Source organism: Paenibacillus sp. BR1-192 (assembly GCF_029542445.1).
Classification (GTDB): domain Bacteria; phylum Bacillota; class Bacilli; order Paenibacillales; family Paenibacillaceae; genus Paenibacillus_AQ; species Paenibacillus_AQ lautus_A.
In genome coordinates this window covers 714,743-732,090 of the sequence record NZ_CP120718.1, presented here as the reverse complement: position 1 = coordinate 732,090, position 17,348 = coordinate 714,743, and the positions used below count along the sequence as shown (strand labels likewise).

General features: G+C 49.6%; 16 protein-coding genes, 1 tRNA gene and 1 riboswitch. Of the genes, 4 read left to right on the top strand and 13 right to left on the bottom strand.

Annotated elements, in window-relative coordinates:
- Window positions 1–68: 68 nt before the first annotated feature.
- The 3 genes from P0X86_RS03225 to P0X86_RS03215 form a co-directional block, all read right to left on the bottom strand.
- Complete coding sequence (locus P0X86_RS03225; RefSeq protein WP_096774621.1) at window positions 69–797, bottom strand: N-acetylmuramoyl-L-alanine amidase; 729 nt, start codon at window positions 795–797, stop codon at window positions 69–71.
- 458 nt (window positions 798–1,255) lie between these two features.
- A complete protein-coding gene (locus P0X86_RS03220) occupies window positions 1,256–1,351 on the bottom strand; it encodes a hypothetical protein (RefSeq protein ID WP_012818867.1) in 96 nt (31 codons plus the stop codon).
- A 167-nt stretch (window positions 1,352–1,518) separates the two neighbouring features.
- Window positions 1,519–2,481, bottom strand: a complete 963-nt coding sequence (locus tag P0X86_RS03215) for an arsenic resistance protein (protein ID WP_277747770.1) — start codon at window positions 2,479–2,481, stop codon at window positions 1,519–1,521.
- A gap of 422 nt (window positions 2,482–2,903) precedes the next feature.
- Here P0X86_RS03215 and P0X86_RS03210 point away from each other — a divergent pair, with 422 nt between their 5' ends.
- On the top strand, window positions 2,904–3,449 hold the full coding sequence (locus tag P0X86_RS03210; protein WP_277747769.1) for a cupin domain-containing protein: 546 nt from the start codon (window positions 2,904–2,906) through the stop codon (window positions 3,447–3,449).
- Window positions 3,450–4,007: 558 nt separating this feature from the next.
- Window positions 4,008–4,565: a dihydrofolate reductase family protein gene (locus P0X86_RS03205; RefSeq protein WP_277747768.1), complete on the top strand. Its 558-nt coding sequence runs from the start codon at window positions 4,008–4,010 to the stop codon at window positions 4,563–4,565.
- A gap of 82 nt (window positions 4,566–4,647) precedes the next feature.
- Here P0X86_RS03205 and P0X86_RS03200 read toward each other — a convergent pair.
- Both P0X86_RS03200 and P0X86_RS03195 read right to left on the bottom strand, forming a co-directional pair.
- Window positions 4,648–4,719, bottom strand: a tRNA-Thr gene (locus P0X86_RS03200).
- Window positions 4,720–4,827: 108 nt separating this feature from the next.
- Window positions 4,828–5,133 carry an MTH1187 family thiamine-binding protein gene (locus P0X86_RS03195; RefSeq protein WP_096774625.1) on the bottom strand — a complete coding sequence of 102 codons (306 nt, stop codon included), beginning with the start codon at window positions 5,131–5,133 and terminating at the stop codon, window positions 4,828–4,830.
- Window positions 5,134–5,496: 363 nt separating this feature from the next.
- Window positions 5,497–5,731, top strand: a riboswitch (cobalamin riboswitch).
- Between the two features lie 194 nt (window positions 5,732–5,925).
- On the opposite strand from P0X86_RS03195, the gene P0X86_RS03190 reads away from it, so the two are divergent.
- Both P0X86_RS03190 and P0X86_RS03185 read left to right on the top strand, forming a co-directional pair.
- Window positions 5,926–8,259: a ribonucleoside-diphosphate reductase subunit alpha gene (locus tag P0X86_RS03190; protein WP_012818853.1), complete on the top strand. Its 2,334-nt coding sequence runs from the start codon at window positions 5,926–5,928 to the stop codon at window positions 8,257–8,259.
- 720 nt (window positions 8,260–8,979) lie between these two features.
- The gene (locus tag P0X86_RS03185; RefSeq protein WP_036670897.1) at window positions 8,980–10,011 is read left to right on the top strand and encodes a ribonucleotide-diphosphate reductase subunit beta; all 1,032 of its coding nucleotides are present in this window, start codon (window positions 8,980–8,982) and stop codon (window positions 10,009–10,011) included.
- A 106-nt stretch (window positions 10,012–10,117) separates the two neighbouring features.
- On the opposite strand, the gene P0X86_RS03180 is transcribed toward P0X86_RS03185, so the two are convergent.
- The 8 genes from P0X86_RS03180 to ssuE all read right to left on the bottom strand — a co-directional run bounded on the left by P0X86_RS03180 (window position 10,118) and on the right by ssuE (window position 17,085).
- Entirely contained in the window at window positions 10,118–11,059 is a 942-nt protein-coding gene (locus P0X86_RS03180) for a GNAT family N-acetyltransferase (protein WP_277747767.1), read from the bottom strand.
- Between the two features lie 125 nt (window positions 11,060–11,184).
- The gene (locus P0X86_RS03175; RefSeq protein ID WP_176502450.1) at window positions 11,185–11,328 is read right to left on the bottom strand and encodes a hypothetical protein; all 144 of its coding nucleotides are present in this window, start codon (window positions 11,326–11,328) and stop codon (window positions 11,185–11,187) included.
- Between the two features lie 154 nt (window positions 11,329–11,482).
- Window positions 11,483–12,280, bottom strand: coding sequence for a DUF817 domain-containing protein (locus P0X86_RS03170; RefSeq protein WP_277747766.1), 798 nt, complete (start codon window positions 12,278–12,280; stop codon window positions 11,483–11,485).
- A gap of 306 nt (window positions 12,281–12,586) precedes the next feature.
- The gene (locus P0X86_RS03165; protein WP_277747765.1) at window positions 12,587–14,005 is read right to left on the bottom strand and encodes an MDR family MFS transporter; all 1,419 of its coding nucleotides are present in this window, start codon (window positions 14,003–14,005) and stop codon (window positions 12,587–12,589) included.
- Window positions 14,006–14,084: 79 nt separating this feature from the next.
- A complete protein-coding gene (locus P0X86_RS03160; protein WP_009589289.1) occupies window positions 14,085–14,504 on the bottom strand; it encodes a MarR family winged helix-turn-helix transcriptional regulator in 420 nt (139 codons plus the stop codon).
- Window positions 14,505–14,829: 325 nt separating this feature from the next.
- Window positions 14,830–15,588 (bottom strand): AAA family ATPase, encoded by a 759-nt coding sequence (locus P0X86_RS03155; protein WP_277747764.1) that lies wholly within the window; start codon window positions 15,586–15,588, stop codon window positions 14,830–14,832.
- A gap of 300 nt (window positions 15,589–15,888) precedes the next feature.
- Complete coding sequence (locus P0X86_RS03150) at window positions 15,889–16,479, bottom strand: P-loop nucleotide/nucleoside kinase family protein (RefSeq protein WP_127595553.1); 591 nt, start codon at window positions 16,477–16,479, stop codon at window positions 15,889–15,891.
- A gap of 60 nt (window positions 16,480–16,539) precedes the next feature.
- The gene (gene ssuE, locus P0X86_RS03145; protein ID WP_009589288.1) at window positions 16,540–17,085 is read right to left on the bottom strand and encodes an NADPH-dependent FMN reductase; all 546 of its coding nucleotides are present in this window, start codon (window positions 17,083–17,085) and stop codon (window positions 16,540–16,542) included.
- Between the last annotated feature and the right edge of the window lie 263 nt (window positions 17,086–17,348).

Sequence of the window (17,348 nt, the reverse complement as noted above, 5' to 3'; positions counted from 1 at the left end):
CGTCCTTGTGCATCTACATCAAGACACGGCGAGGAAGGCACTTCATCTAAAAGCCACCGGACTCGAGTCTATTCGGTCGTCACCGTAGCCGTCTTGGTCTTGTTATCCCATCCCACCTTGGCGCCTAATGCCTCACCGATGGCCCGGAGCGGTACATAGGTCACGCCATTCTCCAGCTTGCCATCTTCGATCTGCTTACCGTTTACAATGACATTGACCTTATCGCTCACCGCAGCAGCCCCCTCTTTCTTCTGAAGTCCCAGGTATTTGGCAATGCCGTTGACATGGCCTCTCGCCAGAGCGTCCAGCACGTCCGGCCGTTTCAGCTTGGCTGCATCCGCTGCCACATCGATAAACAGGTTCTCGGTCAACACCGCAGGCATTTTAGATTCACGGACCATATGCAGGTTAGCCGCCTTCTGTCCTCGATCACTTGCCCCGTAGGATGTAATCGCGCTCATGACCTCCGAATGAATAACATTCTGGAGTTTTACCGAACCAGGGCTTGCGGAGGTATATCGATATGACTCGAAGCCCCCTGCACCGCCGCCTGCGTTACAGTGGATGCTTACCAGGACATCGGCACCGGCAGCGTTTGCCTTATCGGTCCGTTCCGCCAATTCCAGAAACACGTCGGAAGATCGGGAGAGGAATACCTGAACGCCGTCGTATTCGGCTTCCAATCGTTTTTTCACGGCTAGGGACAACGCTAATACGATATCCTTTTCCTGCAGCCCGTTTCCGGTGGCTCCGGCATCCTTTCCGCCATGTCCTGCGTCAATCCAAACCTTTTTCACGATCATTCACCGCCTTTGTAGGTTGTTAAATAGCCTGGTGGCTAAATACAGCGAAGTGGGCCGCGTCCCTTCCTTCCGCTCATACTTCCACGTTTACTAGGCAAGGCAACTATAGATCCTACTGCAAGGACGAGTATAATATATAAGATACTCCAATAGGGTACGGTCGGTGTTTGCTGGAGCCTATATCGAATGGCCCGGTTACGGTTTTGAGCTGACCTCTTGTCCCCCAGGCCCAAGCTTCATTTCATCCGGAATCCCTGATATTATGCATACAATGGAACTTTCCCGGAGATTGCCTTCATGTTTGGCTAGGCGGTGATTTCATCCGTGTTACTTCTATTCTAACCGATCGGAGACGGGTTATATGTCTGGATTTGTACTTTCATCCCTTTAGGATTTAAAAAGCCCTGCCGACATGAGTCGGCAGGGCTTTTTGTTACGCGAAAGAAACGAAATTATACCCAGAAAGAAGCAGTAATGATGACCAACAAGATGAAGAGAACAAGAATCGCTCCGACAGAGTTATACCCGCCGTATCCAACTTCGCCCATGAGATTCCCTCCTTTGCTTACGATACGATATAACGTATTCAAAATTTCATGAAGTGTCAGGGCGCATGTACTGCTCATAGACAAAAAATACCCCCGCCAGCCTCTGCCAGCGATCCAAATGTCACTCGGCGACGATATTTCCTGTTCAGTCAGGCGGTAACTTATTTTCAATCCCGGTAAATCAAATTTGGCACGATACGTATATAAACAAGCTCGGCAATTAGCTCTATCACGGTTTGAGTGACGATTACCGCTGCTGCAATCGTAGCCATTTCCTCAGGCAGGGTAAGTGCTAAAGGAAGAACGACTAATGAATTCCGTGTCCCTGCACTAAATATAAGCGCTCTCCCATCCTTGGGTCCGATTCGAAAAAACGCCGAAGACGCCCGTGAAATAAACGGCGTCATGATATGGAATAGAACATAAATGGGAATAACCGCTATGATAACGCTAAGATCTTCATACACCCTCCCGATTTGTGAAGCAATGACTACAAAAAGAACGATTGCCATAAAGGGTACTGGGAGCCATGCGGTTAATTGCAACGATTTTGAACCCTTGGCACTTTTCTTGGCCCAGAACTGTGCAGCCAAAGCAAGAAGCAACGGGACGATAATCAAGAAGATAAATGCCTCCACAAATGGGCCCACCTTGACCATTTCTGCTGCTACCGAGCCAAGGAAAAGCCACAAGTAAAACGGAAGCATAATCATTTGTACTACAAAAAGGATAGGTGTGGACGCAAGAATCAATCGCTCATTCCCTTTCCCTAACTGTGTAAAAACAATAACATAATCAATGCATGGCGTCAGAAGCACAAGGCAAACACCAAGTAAAACGGGAGCCGGTTGAGGAAATACCAAGGTTAGAATAAAGACGAGAACCGGTGTCAGAACAAAATTCACAAGCAATAAAGCTCCTATAAAACGCCCGTTGGATAAAGCCTCCCTCAGCTTAAGGAATGGAATTTGACAAAACATGCTGAAAAGAAGAATGGCAATCATGAATGATATGGCAGGCTCAACAAACATGCCTATGGCGGGACTTAATAAGCCCATTACTGCACCTAATATCAAGGCTGCTGCATAAACGCCTATTTGATTCTTCTCTACACTCTCCAGTCTAAGCATCTGTCCACGCTCCACTTTTTTATCCGAATTATATCACGGGACCAGCACGGCACTGCCAAATACCGCTTTTGGGGGGCCGCGCTGCTATCAGCCATTGCATATACCCTATTTAGCTCTTAGAGAATATGCACACCCATATCAGAAAGGGTTCCTAACGTTGATTATTCTTCTTATAGCGGCATCTTTGCGTTCAATTTCGTACCAAACTTTTTATTTTTATCTTATTAGGTCTAATACTATCACCTATGATTGATAGCGCCATTTATAAGAGGTTTAATCTGAAAGGGGCAGTCCAAGACGATATCCATGTCTTAGCTTACCGCTTGTCTTAAGTTATAGGCCCTAGCCCATTTTCGAATCGTTTAATTAGGCAGCAGCATAGGATAATCGGAAAATGATGAAACGATAAAAGGAGAATGAACATGTACCGCGATCCATGTTACCCTTATCAAGTGTTTGATCCGAGATATCAATACTGGAACGATTACAACCGGCTTCATAACTTGAATCCTCATTATTTCAGTTGGTATGATGCCCGTTGGAATCGTGATGATGAAGATATTCAAATAACGGATTATGGGCGAGGACCACTTGTACTGAATATTGATCAAGCTGCGAAACAGAACAATACGTACCGAACCGCTTTATGGACAGGGGAGCACTTACAAGTGACCCTAATGAGCATTCCTGTTGGAGATGACATTGGATTAGAGGTCCACCCCACAACCGACCAATTCATACGCATTGAACAAGGTCAAGGACTTGTTCAAATGGGCGATAGCAAACATAATTTAGATTTTCAACAAATGGCCTATGATGGCTATGCCATCATGATACCTGCTGGAAAATGGCACAATGTAACCAATATGGGCAGCGTACCGCTAAAAGTATATGTGATATATGCCCCTCCAGAGCATCCATTTGGCACGGTCCACGAAACAAAAGCAGAGGCCATGTCTGCTGATTAGAATTTGTTATTCTTAGGATTTTGCTAATTTATATGCCGTTAGAAAACTGAAGCCCGTCAGCTTAATGCTGGCGGGCTAAAGTGTTATACTAAAAATATATAACAAGACTAAAAAACATAAACAACACGAAATGATGGATAAGAACAGTTTGCTATCTTCACTTTCCCCTCTTTTCACTCCTACAATGTGCATTAGGTATCCGGCACTTACAGACAGCGTTACAAACCCTAAATATAACGTTTTGTGAGAACTGAACCAAACGCATATAACAAAAATAAAGGCTATCCACGTGAATATATATCTCAAAGCTTTAAATGGTCTATCGCCCATAATATCACCTCAAGAAAAAGTTGCATTCACCTTCTGTACCAACCATTCCATCAATTTATTTCATATCATATCACGCTCCTTCGAAGAAATAAAAAAAACCGCTCCAGGAGGGAACGACTTCCGTTTACATAAAATCATTTTAACGAGGTTAGCGTTTTATGACATAAGGTGACGTATTTGAGGTCTATACTGGATGGTAGATTAACGTAACGAAAGGAGCAATAAATCATGGCACGAAGAATAATTTTAGATTTAGCGGTTACTTTGGATGGTTTTATTGAAGGAAAACATGGTGAAGTTGATTGGTGCATTATGGACTCTGAAATGGGGTTTAATCATTTTTTAAATCAAATCGATACCATTTTGTATGGAAGAAAAAGCTATGATTTATGGGGACAATTCACTCCGGAAATTGGACATGCGGATTCTGAAAAAGAGTTTTGGGAATTGGTCCATAGTAAAGAAAAGTATGTGTTTTCCAGGACGCAAAAGGGGACTGATCATAAAGCAATATTCATAAATGATCGCATTCTTGAAGAAGTAAATAAATTAAAGAATAAGCCTGGTAAAGACATCTGGCTGTACGGAGGGGCAAGTCTTATTACGACTTTTATCAATTTGGGACTTGTTGATGAATATCGATTATCCGTTCACCCTGTCGTTTTGGGAGAAGGAAAACCGCTGTTTGTGGATATAAAACAGAGGTTGAATTTAAAAATGGTGAATACAAGAACGTTCTCCTCAGGCGTTGTGCAACTAATTTATCATTTTGATGGGAACGAATAATATTGCGCATTCGCCAACACGTACAAATAACGGCCCGGTTCCCGAATGACGGAAAACCGCGCCGTTATTGACTTTATGAAGATGCTGGTGAAGGGAATTGAACCCCCGACCTACGCATTACGAGTGCGTTGCTCTACCCCTGAGCTACACCAGCACATGTGGTTCGATGACATTCCTCACGAAACAACAAAAATTATTATAATACTTCGGCAGCAAAATGCAAGCCCTATTCTAACGGGAATATCCACCGAATTTGGCGGCATTACCCGCCTAATTTCTCCTGCACGGATTGAATCTTCTGTTTGCTCGAGGAGACCTGATCCCTGCGGTCGTCAATTTTAACGGAAGTCGATACGCGCTTTGCCCCGGACAGAAAAGGCGCTTCATGCAAAGCCTCAATCGCCCGCCAGATCATGTTAAGCTCTCCCTCGATGATCGTGCTCATCGATGTCAGCTCATAGGAAATCCCTTCCTGCTGTTTCAATATTCGCTGCATCTCGGCGACATAAGCGCTTAAACTCGTGGTTGCGGTTCCGATCGGAATCACCGTTACCTCTGCTATTGCCATCTGAACAACCTCCCTCGTCATATCTCAATCATGCGATGCTCTTCCATTTTCCAATTCCGGATACGGATATCATACCAATTTCGGTCCGCCATATCAAAGCCCTTCAGTTTTAGCTTCACACAAGATATAGTGTATCCTTCCCGCCTCATCCATACGGTAATATCCTATTTTGTCAAAACGAGAATATACGCGGTATCTGCGCAGAAAAGGTCGCATTTGGTCACAATCCAGGAAATCTTATCGCCTTTTGACAGTTTCTTAACTGGCACAATGACCGCTCGTTTGCTATAATTCTTTTTGCGTTCAATTTTAAGAATATGGTTTACAAACACAATATATTGGGTTAAATTAGATTAACAACAACCAAATATAGTGTATATAGGTGCCGGATCAACCCATAAGGCAGTCCGGCTTAATAGGGAAGCATGGTGTAAATCCATCACGGTCCCGCCACTGTAAGGGCTCTTAGGCTGTTCATCATTATTTTTCAGCCATCCTCATACGGCATAGCCGCCGAAGAATCGGATCAAGGTTTTCGGGAGGCACCGTCGTGAGGCAGAAGCCCGAGTCAGAGACCTGCCTATATGCAGCAGACACCAACCTACGGGGCTTTAGGTAAGTGTTCGTTAAACTTGCGTCTGTACATAACATCATGCCCGTTCAAGGGCTTATGTCAAACGTCATTTCCGAATCACAGCGCACGGACATTTTCAAGCCTGCCCGCGGGTTTTAGAAAATGTTTTTTTGATGTCCTTTTTCATATTTCCCCCGAAGAAAGCGAGGAATTTATTCATGCCCCAGCTCGTAGTTAAACCGAACAACCGTCAGCTCGCCTTTGATGAAATTCGCCTCTCCGTCTATGCCGACCGGACTCTGAAAGGATTGGACATGCTCGATAAGGAGCGTCTGCTTCGCGGCGTCAATGCCAAATTGCGCGGTGAGCAGGTTACCGGCGAAGAAATCAGCAGCGCCTTCACGATGTCCGCCCTTGAGCTTGTAACCAAAGAGGAGCCGAATTGGAAGTTTGCAGCTGCGCGTTCGTTTCTGACCTCTTTATATAAAAAAGCGGCTACCAACCGCCGATACAAAGCATACCCGGAAGAACCATACGGTGCCTTCTACCCGCTCATTACGGAGCTTGTGCAAAAAGGCATCTATCGCGAGGACCTTCTGACCAGCTACACCAAAGAACAAATCGAAGAACTCGGCGAATGCATCGATCCAAGCCGCGATCTCCTGTTTGACTACATCGGTCTGTTGACGCTGGCTGAGCGTTACCTGGCAAACGACTTTGACGGTCGCGTCATGGAACTTCCGCAAGAACGCTACATGGTCATCGCGATGTTCCTCATGCATAACGAGCCTGCCGACAAGCGTCTTGACCTTGTCAAGGAAGCCTACTGGGCCATGAGTAACCTGTACATGACGGCGGCTACGCCGACCATGTCCAATGCAGGTAAAAAAGTAGCCGGCCAGCTGTCCAGCTGCTTCATCGATACCGTGGACGACTCCCTGGAAGGAATCTTCGATTCCAATACGGACATCGCCCGTCTCAGCAAAATGGGCGGCGGCATCGGGGTATACCTCGGCAAAGTCCGCGCACGCGGCTCCGATATCCGCGGACACAAGAACACCAGCTCCGGCGTTATCCCTTGGATTCGCCAGCTGAACAACACCGCTGTTAGCGTGGACCAATTGGGAACCCGTAAAGGCGCCATCGCGGTGTACTTGGACGTGTTCCACAAAGACATCCTGTCCTTCCTGGATCTGAAGCTGAACAACGGCGACGAGCGCATGAGAGCGCATGACGTGTTCCATGGCGTATGCCTGCCCGACCTGTTCATGGAGGCTGTAGAAGCTCGTGAAGAGTGGAGCCTGTTCTGTCCGCATGAAGTGAAGAAAATCATGGGCTGGAAAGACGAGAACGGCCGTCCGCTAGGTCTGGAGGACTTCTATGACCATACTCAAGGCGAAGGCGAATTCCGCCAAAAATACGCGGAAGCCGTAGCAAACCCGCTGCTGCCGCGCATTACGGTACAAGCTATCGACATTATGAAGCGCATCATGAAATCCCAGCTTGAAACGGGTACGCCGTACATGTTCTACCGCGACACGGTCAACCGTGCAAACCCGAACTCGGCTCATGGCATGATCTACTCTTCCAACCTGTGCACGGAGATCATGCAGAACCAATCTCCGACGGTCGTTGAGCAAGAGGAGCTGGTTACGAAAGACGGCCAAACCCGGATCGTGATTTCCAAAATCCCTGGCGATTTCGTTGTCTGCAACCTGAACTCCATCCACTTGGCTCGTGCCGTACCTGCCGGTGTGCTGGAGCGTCTCGTTCCGATCCAGGTTCGCATGCTGGATAACGTCATCGACATTAACAATATTGAAGTTCTGCAAGCTCAATACACCAACAGCCAATATCGCGCGGTCGGTCTCGGCACCTTCGGTCTGCACCACTTGCTGGCGCTGGAAGGCATCCGCTGGGAATCCGACGAAGCCGTTGCCTATAATGACAATCTGTACGAACACATCAACTACCTGCTCGTCAAATCCAGCATGGAGTTGGCCAAGGAAAAAGGCCACTACCCGAAATTCAAAGGCTCCGACTGGGAGAGCGGCGAGTACTTCACGTTCCGCGGTTATACCGACGGCGAGCATGAAGGCAAGTTCGTGACCACCGAACAGTGGCGTGAATTGCAGCAGGAAGTGCAAGCGAACGGCGTCCGTAACGCATGGCTGTTTGCCATCGCGCCGAACGGCTCCACTTCGATCATCGCGGGCTCCACGGCGAGCATCGATCCATTGTACGAGCTTCTGTCTTATGAAGAAAAAACCACTTATAAAGTGGCGAACCCTGCTCCGGATCTGTCCGAGAAAACGATCTGGTACTATAAAACGGCTTTCTTGATCGACCAGCATTGGTCCATCAAAATGGCTGCCGCCCGTCAGCGTCACGTTGACCAAGCGCAAAGCTTTAACCTGTACGTCCGCCCTGATATCCGGGCTTCGGAATTCCTGGAGCTGCACCTGCATGCCTGGAAAGCCGGCATCAAATCCACGTACTATGTACGCAGCCGCGCGCTGACGATTGAAGAGTGTGAGTCGTGCGCAAGCTAAGAGTTTAGATTAACCTTTATCGAACCCACCCAAACCCTCCCTTCCAAGGGAGGGCCCCAAGGGCTCTGCCCTCTGGACACCCGCAAGGTGGGTTGGATGTGAATGAGGCGCTTCTTAAGTTGCTTTAGTGGCTAGGAGCGCTTTCTCCCTGCGGGAACGCTGGAATGCGGCGCGGGGACTTCTGAGTTGCTTCGTGCGATTTGTTGAGTTACTGTCTGCTGGGATCGCTCTCCCCTTGGGAATCGCTTCTCATTCGGTGCGGAGACCATTGAGTTACTTCGCGCGATTTATTGAGTTACACCTGCTGGGATCGCTCTCCCTTTGGGAATCGCTTCTCATGCGGTGCGGGACTTCTGAGTTACTTCATGCGATTTGTTGAGTTACATCTTGCTAGGAGCGCTTTCCCTTCGGGAATCGCTGGAAGCTTGGTTCAATACAAACATCGAGCGGCTGCGTGCGGGGGTTCTCGCATAGCAGGCGGGAATAAGCTTTCTAACTAAAAGACTACAAGGGTAAGGGTATCCAATCGGAAGAGTTTACGTCCGCCTTTGGGAGCCCTTTGCAACCTTTAAAATACATTCAGGCAAAGGGCGGACAACAGCGGCTGGAGATGGATACCCGTCCCGGTGTGGATACCCGTCCCATGAATATGCTGGGAGGTTTCCCTCAGGCTTCGCCTATGCGCCGCCCTATTATGAAATACAAGGAGAGAAAATCGGCATGCAAATGCAAAAGATATTTAACACCGAAGCACCCAACCGCTCCACTCGCGTCATTGAAGGTGAATGCTCCGGGATCCTGAACTGGAACGACATTCGGATGCCTCATATGTATAAATTGTACAAGGTTCTGCTGCTGAACCACTGGATCGCGGATGAAATCCCGATGTCCAAGGATGCGCAGCAGTTCCCGCGCCTGGACCCTGAAGAGCAGCGCACCTTCAAAATCAACATCTCCCTGCTGGCTGTGCTCGATTCCATGCAGACGATGTTTGTCGGCGACGTCAAGCGTTACTTCACCGACTCGTCGCTCGAAGCCATCTCGGCCATCATCGGTCAGCAAGAGGTGGTTCACAACCAATCCTATTCCTACGTGCTTTCCTCCATCGTGTCGGAGCAGGAGCAGAAGGAAATCTTCGAATACTGGAAGCATGATCCGGTACTTCTGGAGCGCAACCAGTTCATCTCGAACATTTACCAGAATTTCCGCGACAATCCGTCGCCGCAATCCTTCTTCGAAGCCATGGTCGCCGACCTGATCCTGGAAGGGATTTTCTTCTACAGCACGTTTGCCTTCTTCTACAACCTGGCCCGTGACCAGAAGATGATGGCAACCAGCCAGATGATCTCCTATATTCAGCGTGACGAGAACCAGCACTGCTACTTCTTCGCCGAAGTGTTCAAGCAGCTGCTCAAGGATTTCCCTGAGCTGAACACCAAAGAGAACATCGACTACCTCTACCGCACCATTGACCGTGCCGTCGAGCTCGAAACCAACTGGGCCCACTACACGCTCAGCAATGTGCGCGGCATCGATCTGAACGAGTTGAGCGATTACATCAAGTACATCGCGAACCGTCGCATCACCATGATGGGTCTGGAAAAAGCTTACGAAGGCGTGGACGTCAACTGCATGCCATGGATCAAGCCTTTCTCCGACGAAGCCCTCAACGCAACGAAAACCGACTTCTTCGAAGCCAAATCCCGTAACTACGGCAAAGTGGGCGACGACAACGGCTTTGACGATCTATAAGTTTCCTTCCATATACACAAAACCTCCGAGGTCCCCTAAACAGGATCCCGGAGGTTTTTTTATGCCTTATATAAGACGGCTGCAATCCGCTCCTCTACATTAAGCGTTACCCCCTCGCTGCCCATACCTCGATCTCCACCTGAAGGGACGGCATCGCCAGCGCCGGCACGTAGGTCATCGTCATGGACGGCGCCTTTCCCCCGTGGAATTTCTCCCATTCCCGGTGGAAATGATCCCAGTCGACCTCCTGAACCGCCCAAATGTTGATTTTGACGATATGATCCGCCGACATGGCTTCCGCGGCCAATACCCGCTGAATATTGGCCAAGGTGTTCTCTACTTGCTCCTTCCTATCGGCCGGCAGGCTCCCCTCCCTGTCGGTCCCCACCTGGCCGGAGAATACCAACAGCTCAGCCCCTCTCGCAACCTTGGTTACATGGGTATACGGACCGATCGGCGGGGCGATGACGGACGGATTGTACCGCTGAATCGGGGACGGGACCTCCTCATCGGCTTCATTCAACATAGCCAGTGTCTGATGGTCCTCCCACTTCCCGTTAATCTTCACGTTTTTCCTGGCGATGCCTTCTTTATGGAAGCCGGCCTTCAGGAGCACTCGGATCGAGCCTAGGTTGTGCGGCATCACGCCCGCTTCAATCCGGTGAAACTTCAATTCCTGAAAGGCAAACCTCACCACCATTTGAACGGCCTCGGTCATGTACCCCTTACCGTTATGGTCCCGGTTCAGAAAATAACCGATCCAGCAGCTCTGCAAATTCCCCCGTACCACTTCCGTCAGCATGATCTCCCCGATGATCGTTTCGGTATCCCGCAGTCCAATCATATAGAGATACGCCTGATCCGCCTTGCTGGATTCCCGGGCCTTGCGAATCCGTTCGAGTTGTCCCTCAAGGGTATAGAATTCGTCGTCCCTTAAGCCCGTGAACCGTTGAAAAAAATCCCGGTTATCCACCTCGAGCTTCCATAGCGCTTCCGCATCCGATTCCTCTACCGACTTGACATAGATTTGTTTACCTTGCATGAACATGGTCTACCTCTCCTTTGCTCGTATCATTAGAAACGCAAAAAACACCACAGCGCACCTGTGGTGTACATGCCGATCTATGCAACCACAAGCCAGCGACCTGTGGTGTTTTTAATTCCACTGCTCCCTCATTTTAGTGAATAGCATGAAGGATCCTTGATCGCCGAATATCCGATTTTGGACAGACTTCTCCCGTCATCGGACCGATCAAAGAAAACAGCGGTGGAGTATCCCATGCCTTTGGACAACGACGCCAATGATCTTTTTTTCATGTGAATACTCCTCCTTTCTGACTCGTGCACTTCCAAGATTTCTACCATCTATGTTCATAACAAGTAGCTTGCCTTATGGCTCGCTAATTCCATCGTCTCGATTACCCATAGGATACATGATTCTGCATGAAGGATCAAATCCGCTAAGCTACATTCACATGACCGTTCTCTTCGGATTGCCTTTGGACGGGCCTCTGCCCTGCTTCAGATGCTTCAGCTGGGCCACAATGATGACGCTGATGACCACCAGCAGGAACCACGAGCTGATTTTTCCGATATGCACCAGACTCCATGTCCGTTCCTGTCCCGGATAGGTCCAGGCCCCGAGAAACGTGGAGATATTCTCAGCGATCCAGATAAAAAAACCAATCAGCAGGAACGACAGCACCAGCGGCATGCGCAAGGTTTTTCCGTCAACGTCGAAATACACCATGGTTCTGCCAAACACCACGAACAACAATGCGGTCAGGAGCCAGCGCGCATCCCACACGTAGTGATGGGTAAAGAAATTGGCATAGATCGCCGTGCTGATCAGCACGGTCAGCACAGGCAGCGGCCAGCCGGTGATGCGCAAATTCATTCGCCGCCAAGCCTGGCAGATATAACTGGCCACGCTGGCATACATGAAGCCGCTGTACAGCGGAACGCCGCCGATTTTGCTCCAGCCCTCCTCCGGGTAAGACCATGAGCCCATATGCACTTTATACAGCTCCAGCATCAAACCGATGACGTGAAAGACGCAGATGACCTTCAGTTCATCCCATGTCTCCAGCTTGCTGACCAGCATCCCGATTTGCGCCAAGACGCAGATGAGAAGAATGAGATCATACCGCGGCAAACCCGGAATCTCGACCACCTTGGTCAGTCCCAGCGCGCCGAAGATAATCACCGGAAATAGGCAGGACAAAGCCTGCTGATAACCGAAAACCCACAGCTTCCGTATAAATTCCATAAGCTCCTCCTAGCGCCTGCATTCGTATACTTCACCCTACCACAGACCGCGAATTGAATAAAAGAACAGCTTTGTCATATTTCATCCAGGCTATTAAGCGCAAAAACAAAATGAGAGAGCAGCCCCTGCAGCTGCTCTCTCATCGGTTAACGGCCTATCCGACGATCCTTAAGGTTATACCTGCCACATGGAAACTCTTAGGTCCAACCTTGTTCAATCGCTTGATAATATTCGGGTTCCCGGCATCTTGGGCCGCTCTCAACAGCCTGAAGGCTCCTCCTCTTCATATAGCCGGGGCATGCCCGGTCAGAGCGCGATATGGCGAGCCGATTTTTTCTTTTTGACCCGTAACAAAAATGTAAGAGGTACGGCTACCACCGCCACCATCGTGCCGATCATGAACACGTCATCAATGCCCATGGTCGTTGCCGCACGCGGAGTCACAGTTCCGGCGCCCATGTAATAGGATGTTCTGGTTACCACCAGCGCGCTGAAAATGCCGATGGATAACGAAGCCAGCCCCTGGCGCGCCCAGTTCGTAATGGACGATGCATGGCCTGAGTACTCGCTGGACACCGCGCTCATCGCGGCGTTCGTTAACGGCATGTTGCACAGCGCTATGCCGAGGCAGCGAACCAGCTGCAGCATGGAAATGTACAGAACCGACGTATTCGTGCCGATCCCGCTGAAAGCCAGCGTGGCGGCCACAATAATAAGGACACCCGTGATGACCAGCCGGAACGGACCGATCCGGTCATAAAATTTGCCGATAATCGGCGATGCCGCCGCCATGACGATCGCGCCCGGCAGCATGATCAATCCGGTATCCATCGGGGACAGCTTCAGCACGGTCTGCAAATAGAGCGGCACCAGCAAGGTTCCCGTATAGAGGGAGATCGTCACGATGCAGTTCAAGATCAAGCTGTACCGGAATCGGGGGAATCTGAATACCTTCAGCTGCAATAGCGGGAACGGGATGCGAAGCTCCCACTTAATAAAGAACAGCAGCAGCAAAATGCCGGCGACGAGCAAGGAGATCGTCTTCCAGGACCCCCAGCCCCAATCGTTGCCATGGCTGAAGGAGAGCAGCAAACAGGAGCTGCCCGCCACCACCGTCAAGAAGCCGAGGAGATCGAAGCTCTTCTTCCCGGTCAGTCGATAAAATGGAATGAATTTGCTTACGATGACGATCGATATCAGGCCGATGGGGACATTCAGAATGAATATGGATTTCCAGCCAAAGAATTGCACCAGCCATCCGCCCAGGGTCGGCCCTATCACCGGTGCCAGCATGGAAGCCAGGCTCCACAAGCCCATGGCGTAGGCCTGCCGCTCGCGTGGGAATACCTGGTAAATGATCGTCATCGTAATCGGAATGATCATCCCGCCGAAGACGCCTTGCGTGATCCGGAACGCGATCAATGTCTCGATGTTCCAGGCGACAACGCATAGCAGCGACGAAAGGGTAAAACCCGTCAATGCCAGTACGAACAGCCTCTTATAGCTTAGCTGGTCCCCCATGTAGCCGACGATGGGGGCCACGATCCCCGTTGCCAGCAAATACCCGGCCATCAGCCATTGGGTTGTGCTCAGCGTGGCATGAAACTGTTCCATCACCACCGGAAAGGCTACGTTGATGGTGGTAATGCTCAGCACCGCGAGAAAATTGCCGAAAAACACGGCGCTCATAATTAGCCAGAATGAAGATTTTTCGTCTGTATTCACAAGAAGCCTCCTAAACAAAGTAACCCCGCCCGGATCTGATAACAGAACTGGAGGCAGGATTACTTCAGTTTCATATCGTTTACTCTGTTGGAAATAGCTTTCGGCCAAGCAATCGCAGCAAAATATACAGGTTATCCGCCTCGTCCTCATCCAGCTGCTTGAAGGATTCCATGACGGCATAATCCCCCTCGCTGCGTGCGTCGAGCACCAGCTGCCGGCCTTCTGCCGTAAAATTGACATAGTGGCTGCGTCCGTCACTCGGATTCGGCGTTCGAATCACCAAGCCCCGTTGTTCCAATGCATCCACCAAATAAGTAATCGTTGCAGCTTTAAGCTCCATGTGCTCAGCCAACCGGTTGGGAAGCCACGGTCCCTGCTGCTCGATCAAACTTAGGATTTTATACTGATTCATCGTCAAATCGTTCTTTCTTAAATGACTCAAGAAAGACACGACCCGATGCCTCGTCATTTTATCCGATAACTCACGATACATGTCCATGAGTCTCTCCACGCTTGCTTCTCTTCCGTTCTCCAGAGCATTTCACCTCGTTCTTATTTTAGTTCAATGATTCTAACTTGTAAACACCATTTTCATGATTTTCATTCTAATTCATCCCAATTATCGAGGTATAATGGACTAATTACTTAAATTATTCAAAGTTTATTTCGAGACATTGAACCATTCTAATTCTTAAAATCAGAAGCATCTACGGAGAGAAATCTCTTATTCATGCCTTGGCAGGAAACGGTCAGTACAATAACAGGCCCCCAATGCAAAAAGGACTCGCAAGATCTAGCGATCCGCGAGCCCTTATCTTTCCCGTTTATTCCTCATCATCTGCAAACAATTCATGAAGCATGGCTTCCCGGCGATTCACGAATTCCTTCGTGATCATGTAATGATCCGTTTCCTCCAGGGTCGTCTCTTCCACGCCTTCGGATGTCAGCTTGTAGATGATCGAATCCGGATAAGCCATGATAATCGGCGAATGCGTGGAAATAATAAACTGCGAGTCTTCATGAACCAGGTCATGAATGCGCCTCAGCAGCGCCATTTGGCGAAACGGCGACAAGGCCGCTTCCGGCTCGTCCATGATGTACAGCCCGTTCCCCCAGAACCGATGCAAAAAGGTGGCAAAAAAGGATTCTCCGTGCGACTGCTGGTGAAGCGATTTGCCGCCATAGGAATCATAAAGTCCAGGACGCTCCCGCTCCAGTGCATCCACTTCGCTGGCGACGTTATAATAGCTCTCCGCCCGGAAGAAAAACCCGTCCCGCGGTTTGCGTGCGCCCCGGACGGTTCGAATATATTCATACAGCCTGGAATGGGTCTCCTCCGTCGAGAAGGAGAAATTGAGCGTCCCTCCTTCCGGATTGAACCCGAGGGCCGCGGCAATCGCCTCCAGCAGCGTGGATTTGCCCATTCCGTTCTCGCCCACGATATAAGTGACCTTCGGATGAAAGCGAAGTCCGTCCATAGCCGCTACGGCCGGCAAATTAAAGGGGTATTCGTTAAATGACGGGATGCGATCCCTCATTAACACAACGCTTCGAAGATAGGCAAGCATAGCCGAGTTATCCAACCGCTTTCCCTCCTTGAAATCTACGTTAACCGATCATGACAAGTCTACTATATAACATTCCGGCTTCGGTTCCAATTCAGATCATCGCCCGATGCAGGCTGCACACTCTCATAGAACGCATTCCTGGACATACAACGGATCCGAGCAGCCCGCTGTTTGCTGCGATAGCAGGCAAACCGCTTCCTTGAAGCAATCGAAGATGCCCCGATATTCAAAAAAATGCGCCATCACAGGGCTTGCCGGCACCTGGAATGACGCACTTTTTCATCCGATATTGAATCTGTTGTTACGATATACTTACTATTCGCTTACGATAAATTGATAGAGCTCCTCGACCTTCTCTTCCGTCAGATCGCCGCTGTTATCAAACACCTTGATGGACGTTTGCGGAATATCCCAGTTCACTTCCGGAACGAAATCGACGCGCTTCTTGAAGTCGTCCCAATGATCCAGCTTCCACTGATCCCGCTCGGTCTGTCTGTCAATGATCCGCTCCTTCTGCAAATCCATGTCCTTGAGCGCAACCACGATGACCTTCACGTCAACGTCGTTCTTCGTTAATCCCGCGGATGCGATGACCTCTTCAATCCATTCGCGGTTCTTGAGCTCCGCCGTGAACGGCGAGATCATAAAGACATTTTGCCCGGCACCCAGGTTCTCGATGCAAATATCCTTGGTCGTATCATATTCCAGATCGCGCAGATTCTCTTTATAGAAGGAAGAATCGCGGTCGTTCGGATCCAGTCCGTTGCTCTCCAGGAACTTCTCGACAAACCGTCCCCCCACCGTATCACGGTCGAGGAATGCAGCCGGTATGCGGACTGCAAGCTTCTTCGCTACGGTTGTCTTGCCTGTGCCGGCCACGCCGACAAAAAACACTAGCTTTTGCAAATGGTATCCCTCCATATGATCTATATCGCTAGAACACCCCTGCCGTCACTCACGCTATCCCTATGCGCGTTCTGTCCGGTAACGGGTTTCTTCAATCAATTCCTCCATCGCGGAGGCCAAACGCTCCTGAAGCACTTCCGCTACGTCAAACCCGCCATCCTCGGTACGCGCCACCTGGGCATCCACGGCGTACACGCCGCCCAGAATATGCCGGGCCCCGATCGAGGAAAGCACGGGCTTGAGCGAATAATCAATCGCCAGCAAATGCGCGAGACTGCCGCCAATGAACATCGGAAGCACGATTTTGCCAGCCAAGCCTTTTTGCGGAATCAGGTCCAAAAATGTCTTAAGCACGCCGGTAAACGAAGCTTTATAAACCGGACTTGCCACAATCACGGCATCGGCCTCGGCCACAAGCCCGTTGGCTTTGACGATATGCTCGCTCTCAAACTTCGTATGAATCAAATCCTCGGGCGGCAGCCCGGCCACGTCGATCCGGCTCACCTCGAAATTGGCAGCAGTTAGTGCCTGCTCCGCAAAATCCATAACCGCATTCAATCGGGATCCGGCTGTAGGGCTCCCGTTAATAATAACAGCTTTCGCCATAATCATTGTTCACCTCAGCTTATCTTATAATGTCACCATTTCATCCACGCACCATCAGATCGCTATGTAAGGTCCTCTCGATATAGAGTCAGACCGCCATAGCCTGAATCTCAGAAAAAAAGACTTTACAGGATACGGCAAAGTCTTCCGGTCAGCAGTCGCTCTTGCATCCGACATCAACCGGCATAAATCAGAGCAAACTTGTCAGAATTAGTATCATCGTATCAATGTGTCCGCGCTTTTGTCAATCCGGCAGAATGCGT

Bases quoted from the DNA above. Each gene is read 5' to 3' on its own strand.
- P0X86_RS03205 (WP_277747768.1), top strand. From the start codon at position 4,008: ATGGCACGAAGAATAATTTTAGATTTAGCGGTTACTTTGGATGGTTTT.
- ssuE (WP_009589288.1), bottom strand. From the start codon at position 17,085: ATGGCGAAAGCTGTTATTATTAACGGGAGCCCTACAGCCGGATCCCGA.
- P0X86_RS03175 (WP_176502450.1), bottom strand. From the start codon at position 11,328: ATGAAAAAAAGATCATTGGCGTCGTTGTCCAAAGGCATGGGATACTCC.
- P0X86_RS03210 (WP_277747769.1), top strand. From the start codon at position 2,904: ATGTACCGCGATCCATGTTACCCTTATCAAGTGTTTGATCCGAGATAT.
- P0X86_RS03185 (WP_036670897.1), top strand. From the start codon at position 8,980: ATGCAAATGCAAAAGATATTTAACACCGAAGCACCCAACCGCTCCACT.
- P0X86_RS03190 (WP_012818853.1), top strand. From the start codon at position 5,926: ATGCCCCAGCTCGTAGTTAAACCGAACAACCGTCAGCTCGCCTTTGAT.
- P0X86_RS03180 (WP_277747767.1), bottom strand. From the start codon at position 11,059: ATGTTCATGCAAGGTAAACAAATCTATGTCAAGTCGGTAGAGGAATCG.
- P0X86_RS03160 (WP_009589289.1), bottom strand. From the start codon at position 14,504: ATGGACATGTATCGTGAGTTATCGGATAAAATGACGAGGCATCGGGTC.
- P0X86_RS03220 (WP_012818867.1), bottom strand. From the start codon at position 1,351: ATGGGCGAAGTTGGATACGGCGGGTATAACTCTGTCGGAGCGATTCTT.
- P0X86_RS03215 (WP_277747770.1), bottom strand. From the start codon at position 2,481: ATGCTTAGACTGGAGAGTGTAGAGAAGAATCAAATAGGCGTTTATGCA.
- P0X86_RS03195 (WP_096774625.1), bottom strand. From the start codon at position 5,133: ATGGCAATAGCAGAGGTAACGGTGATTCCGATCGGAACCGCAACCACG.
- P0X86_RS03170 (WP_277747766.1), bottom strand. From the start codon at position 12,280: ATGGAATTTATACGGAAGCTGTGGGTTTTCGGTTATCAGCAGGCTTTG.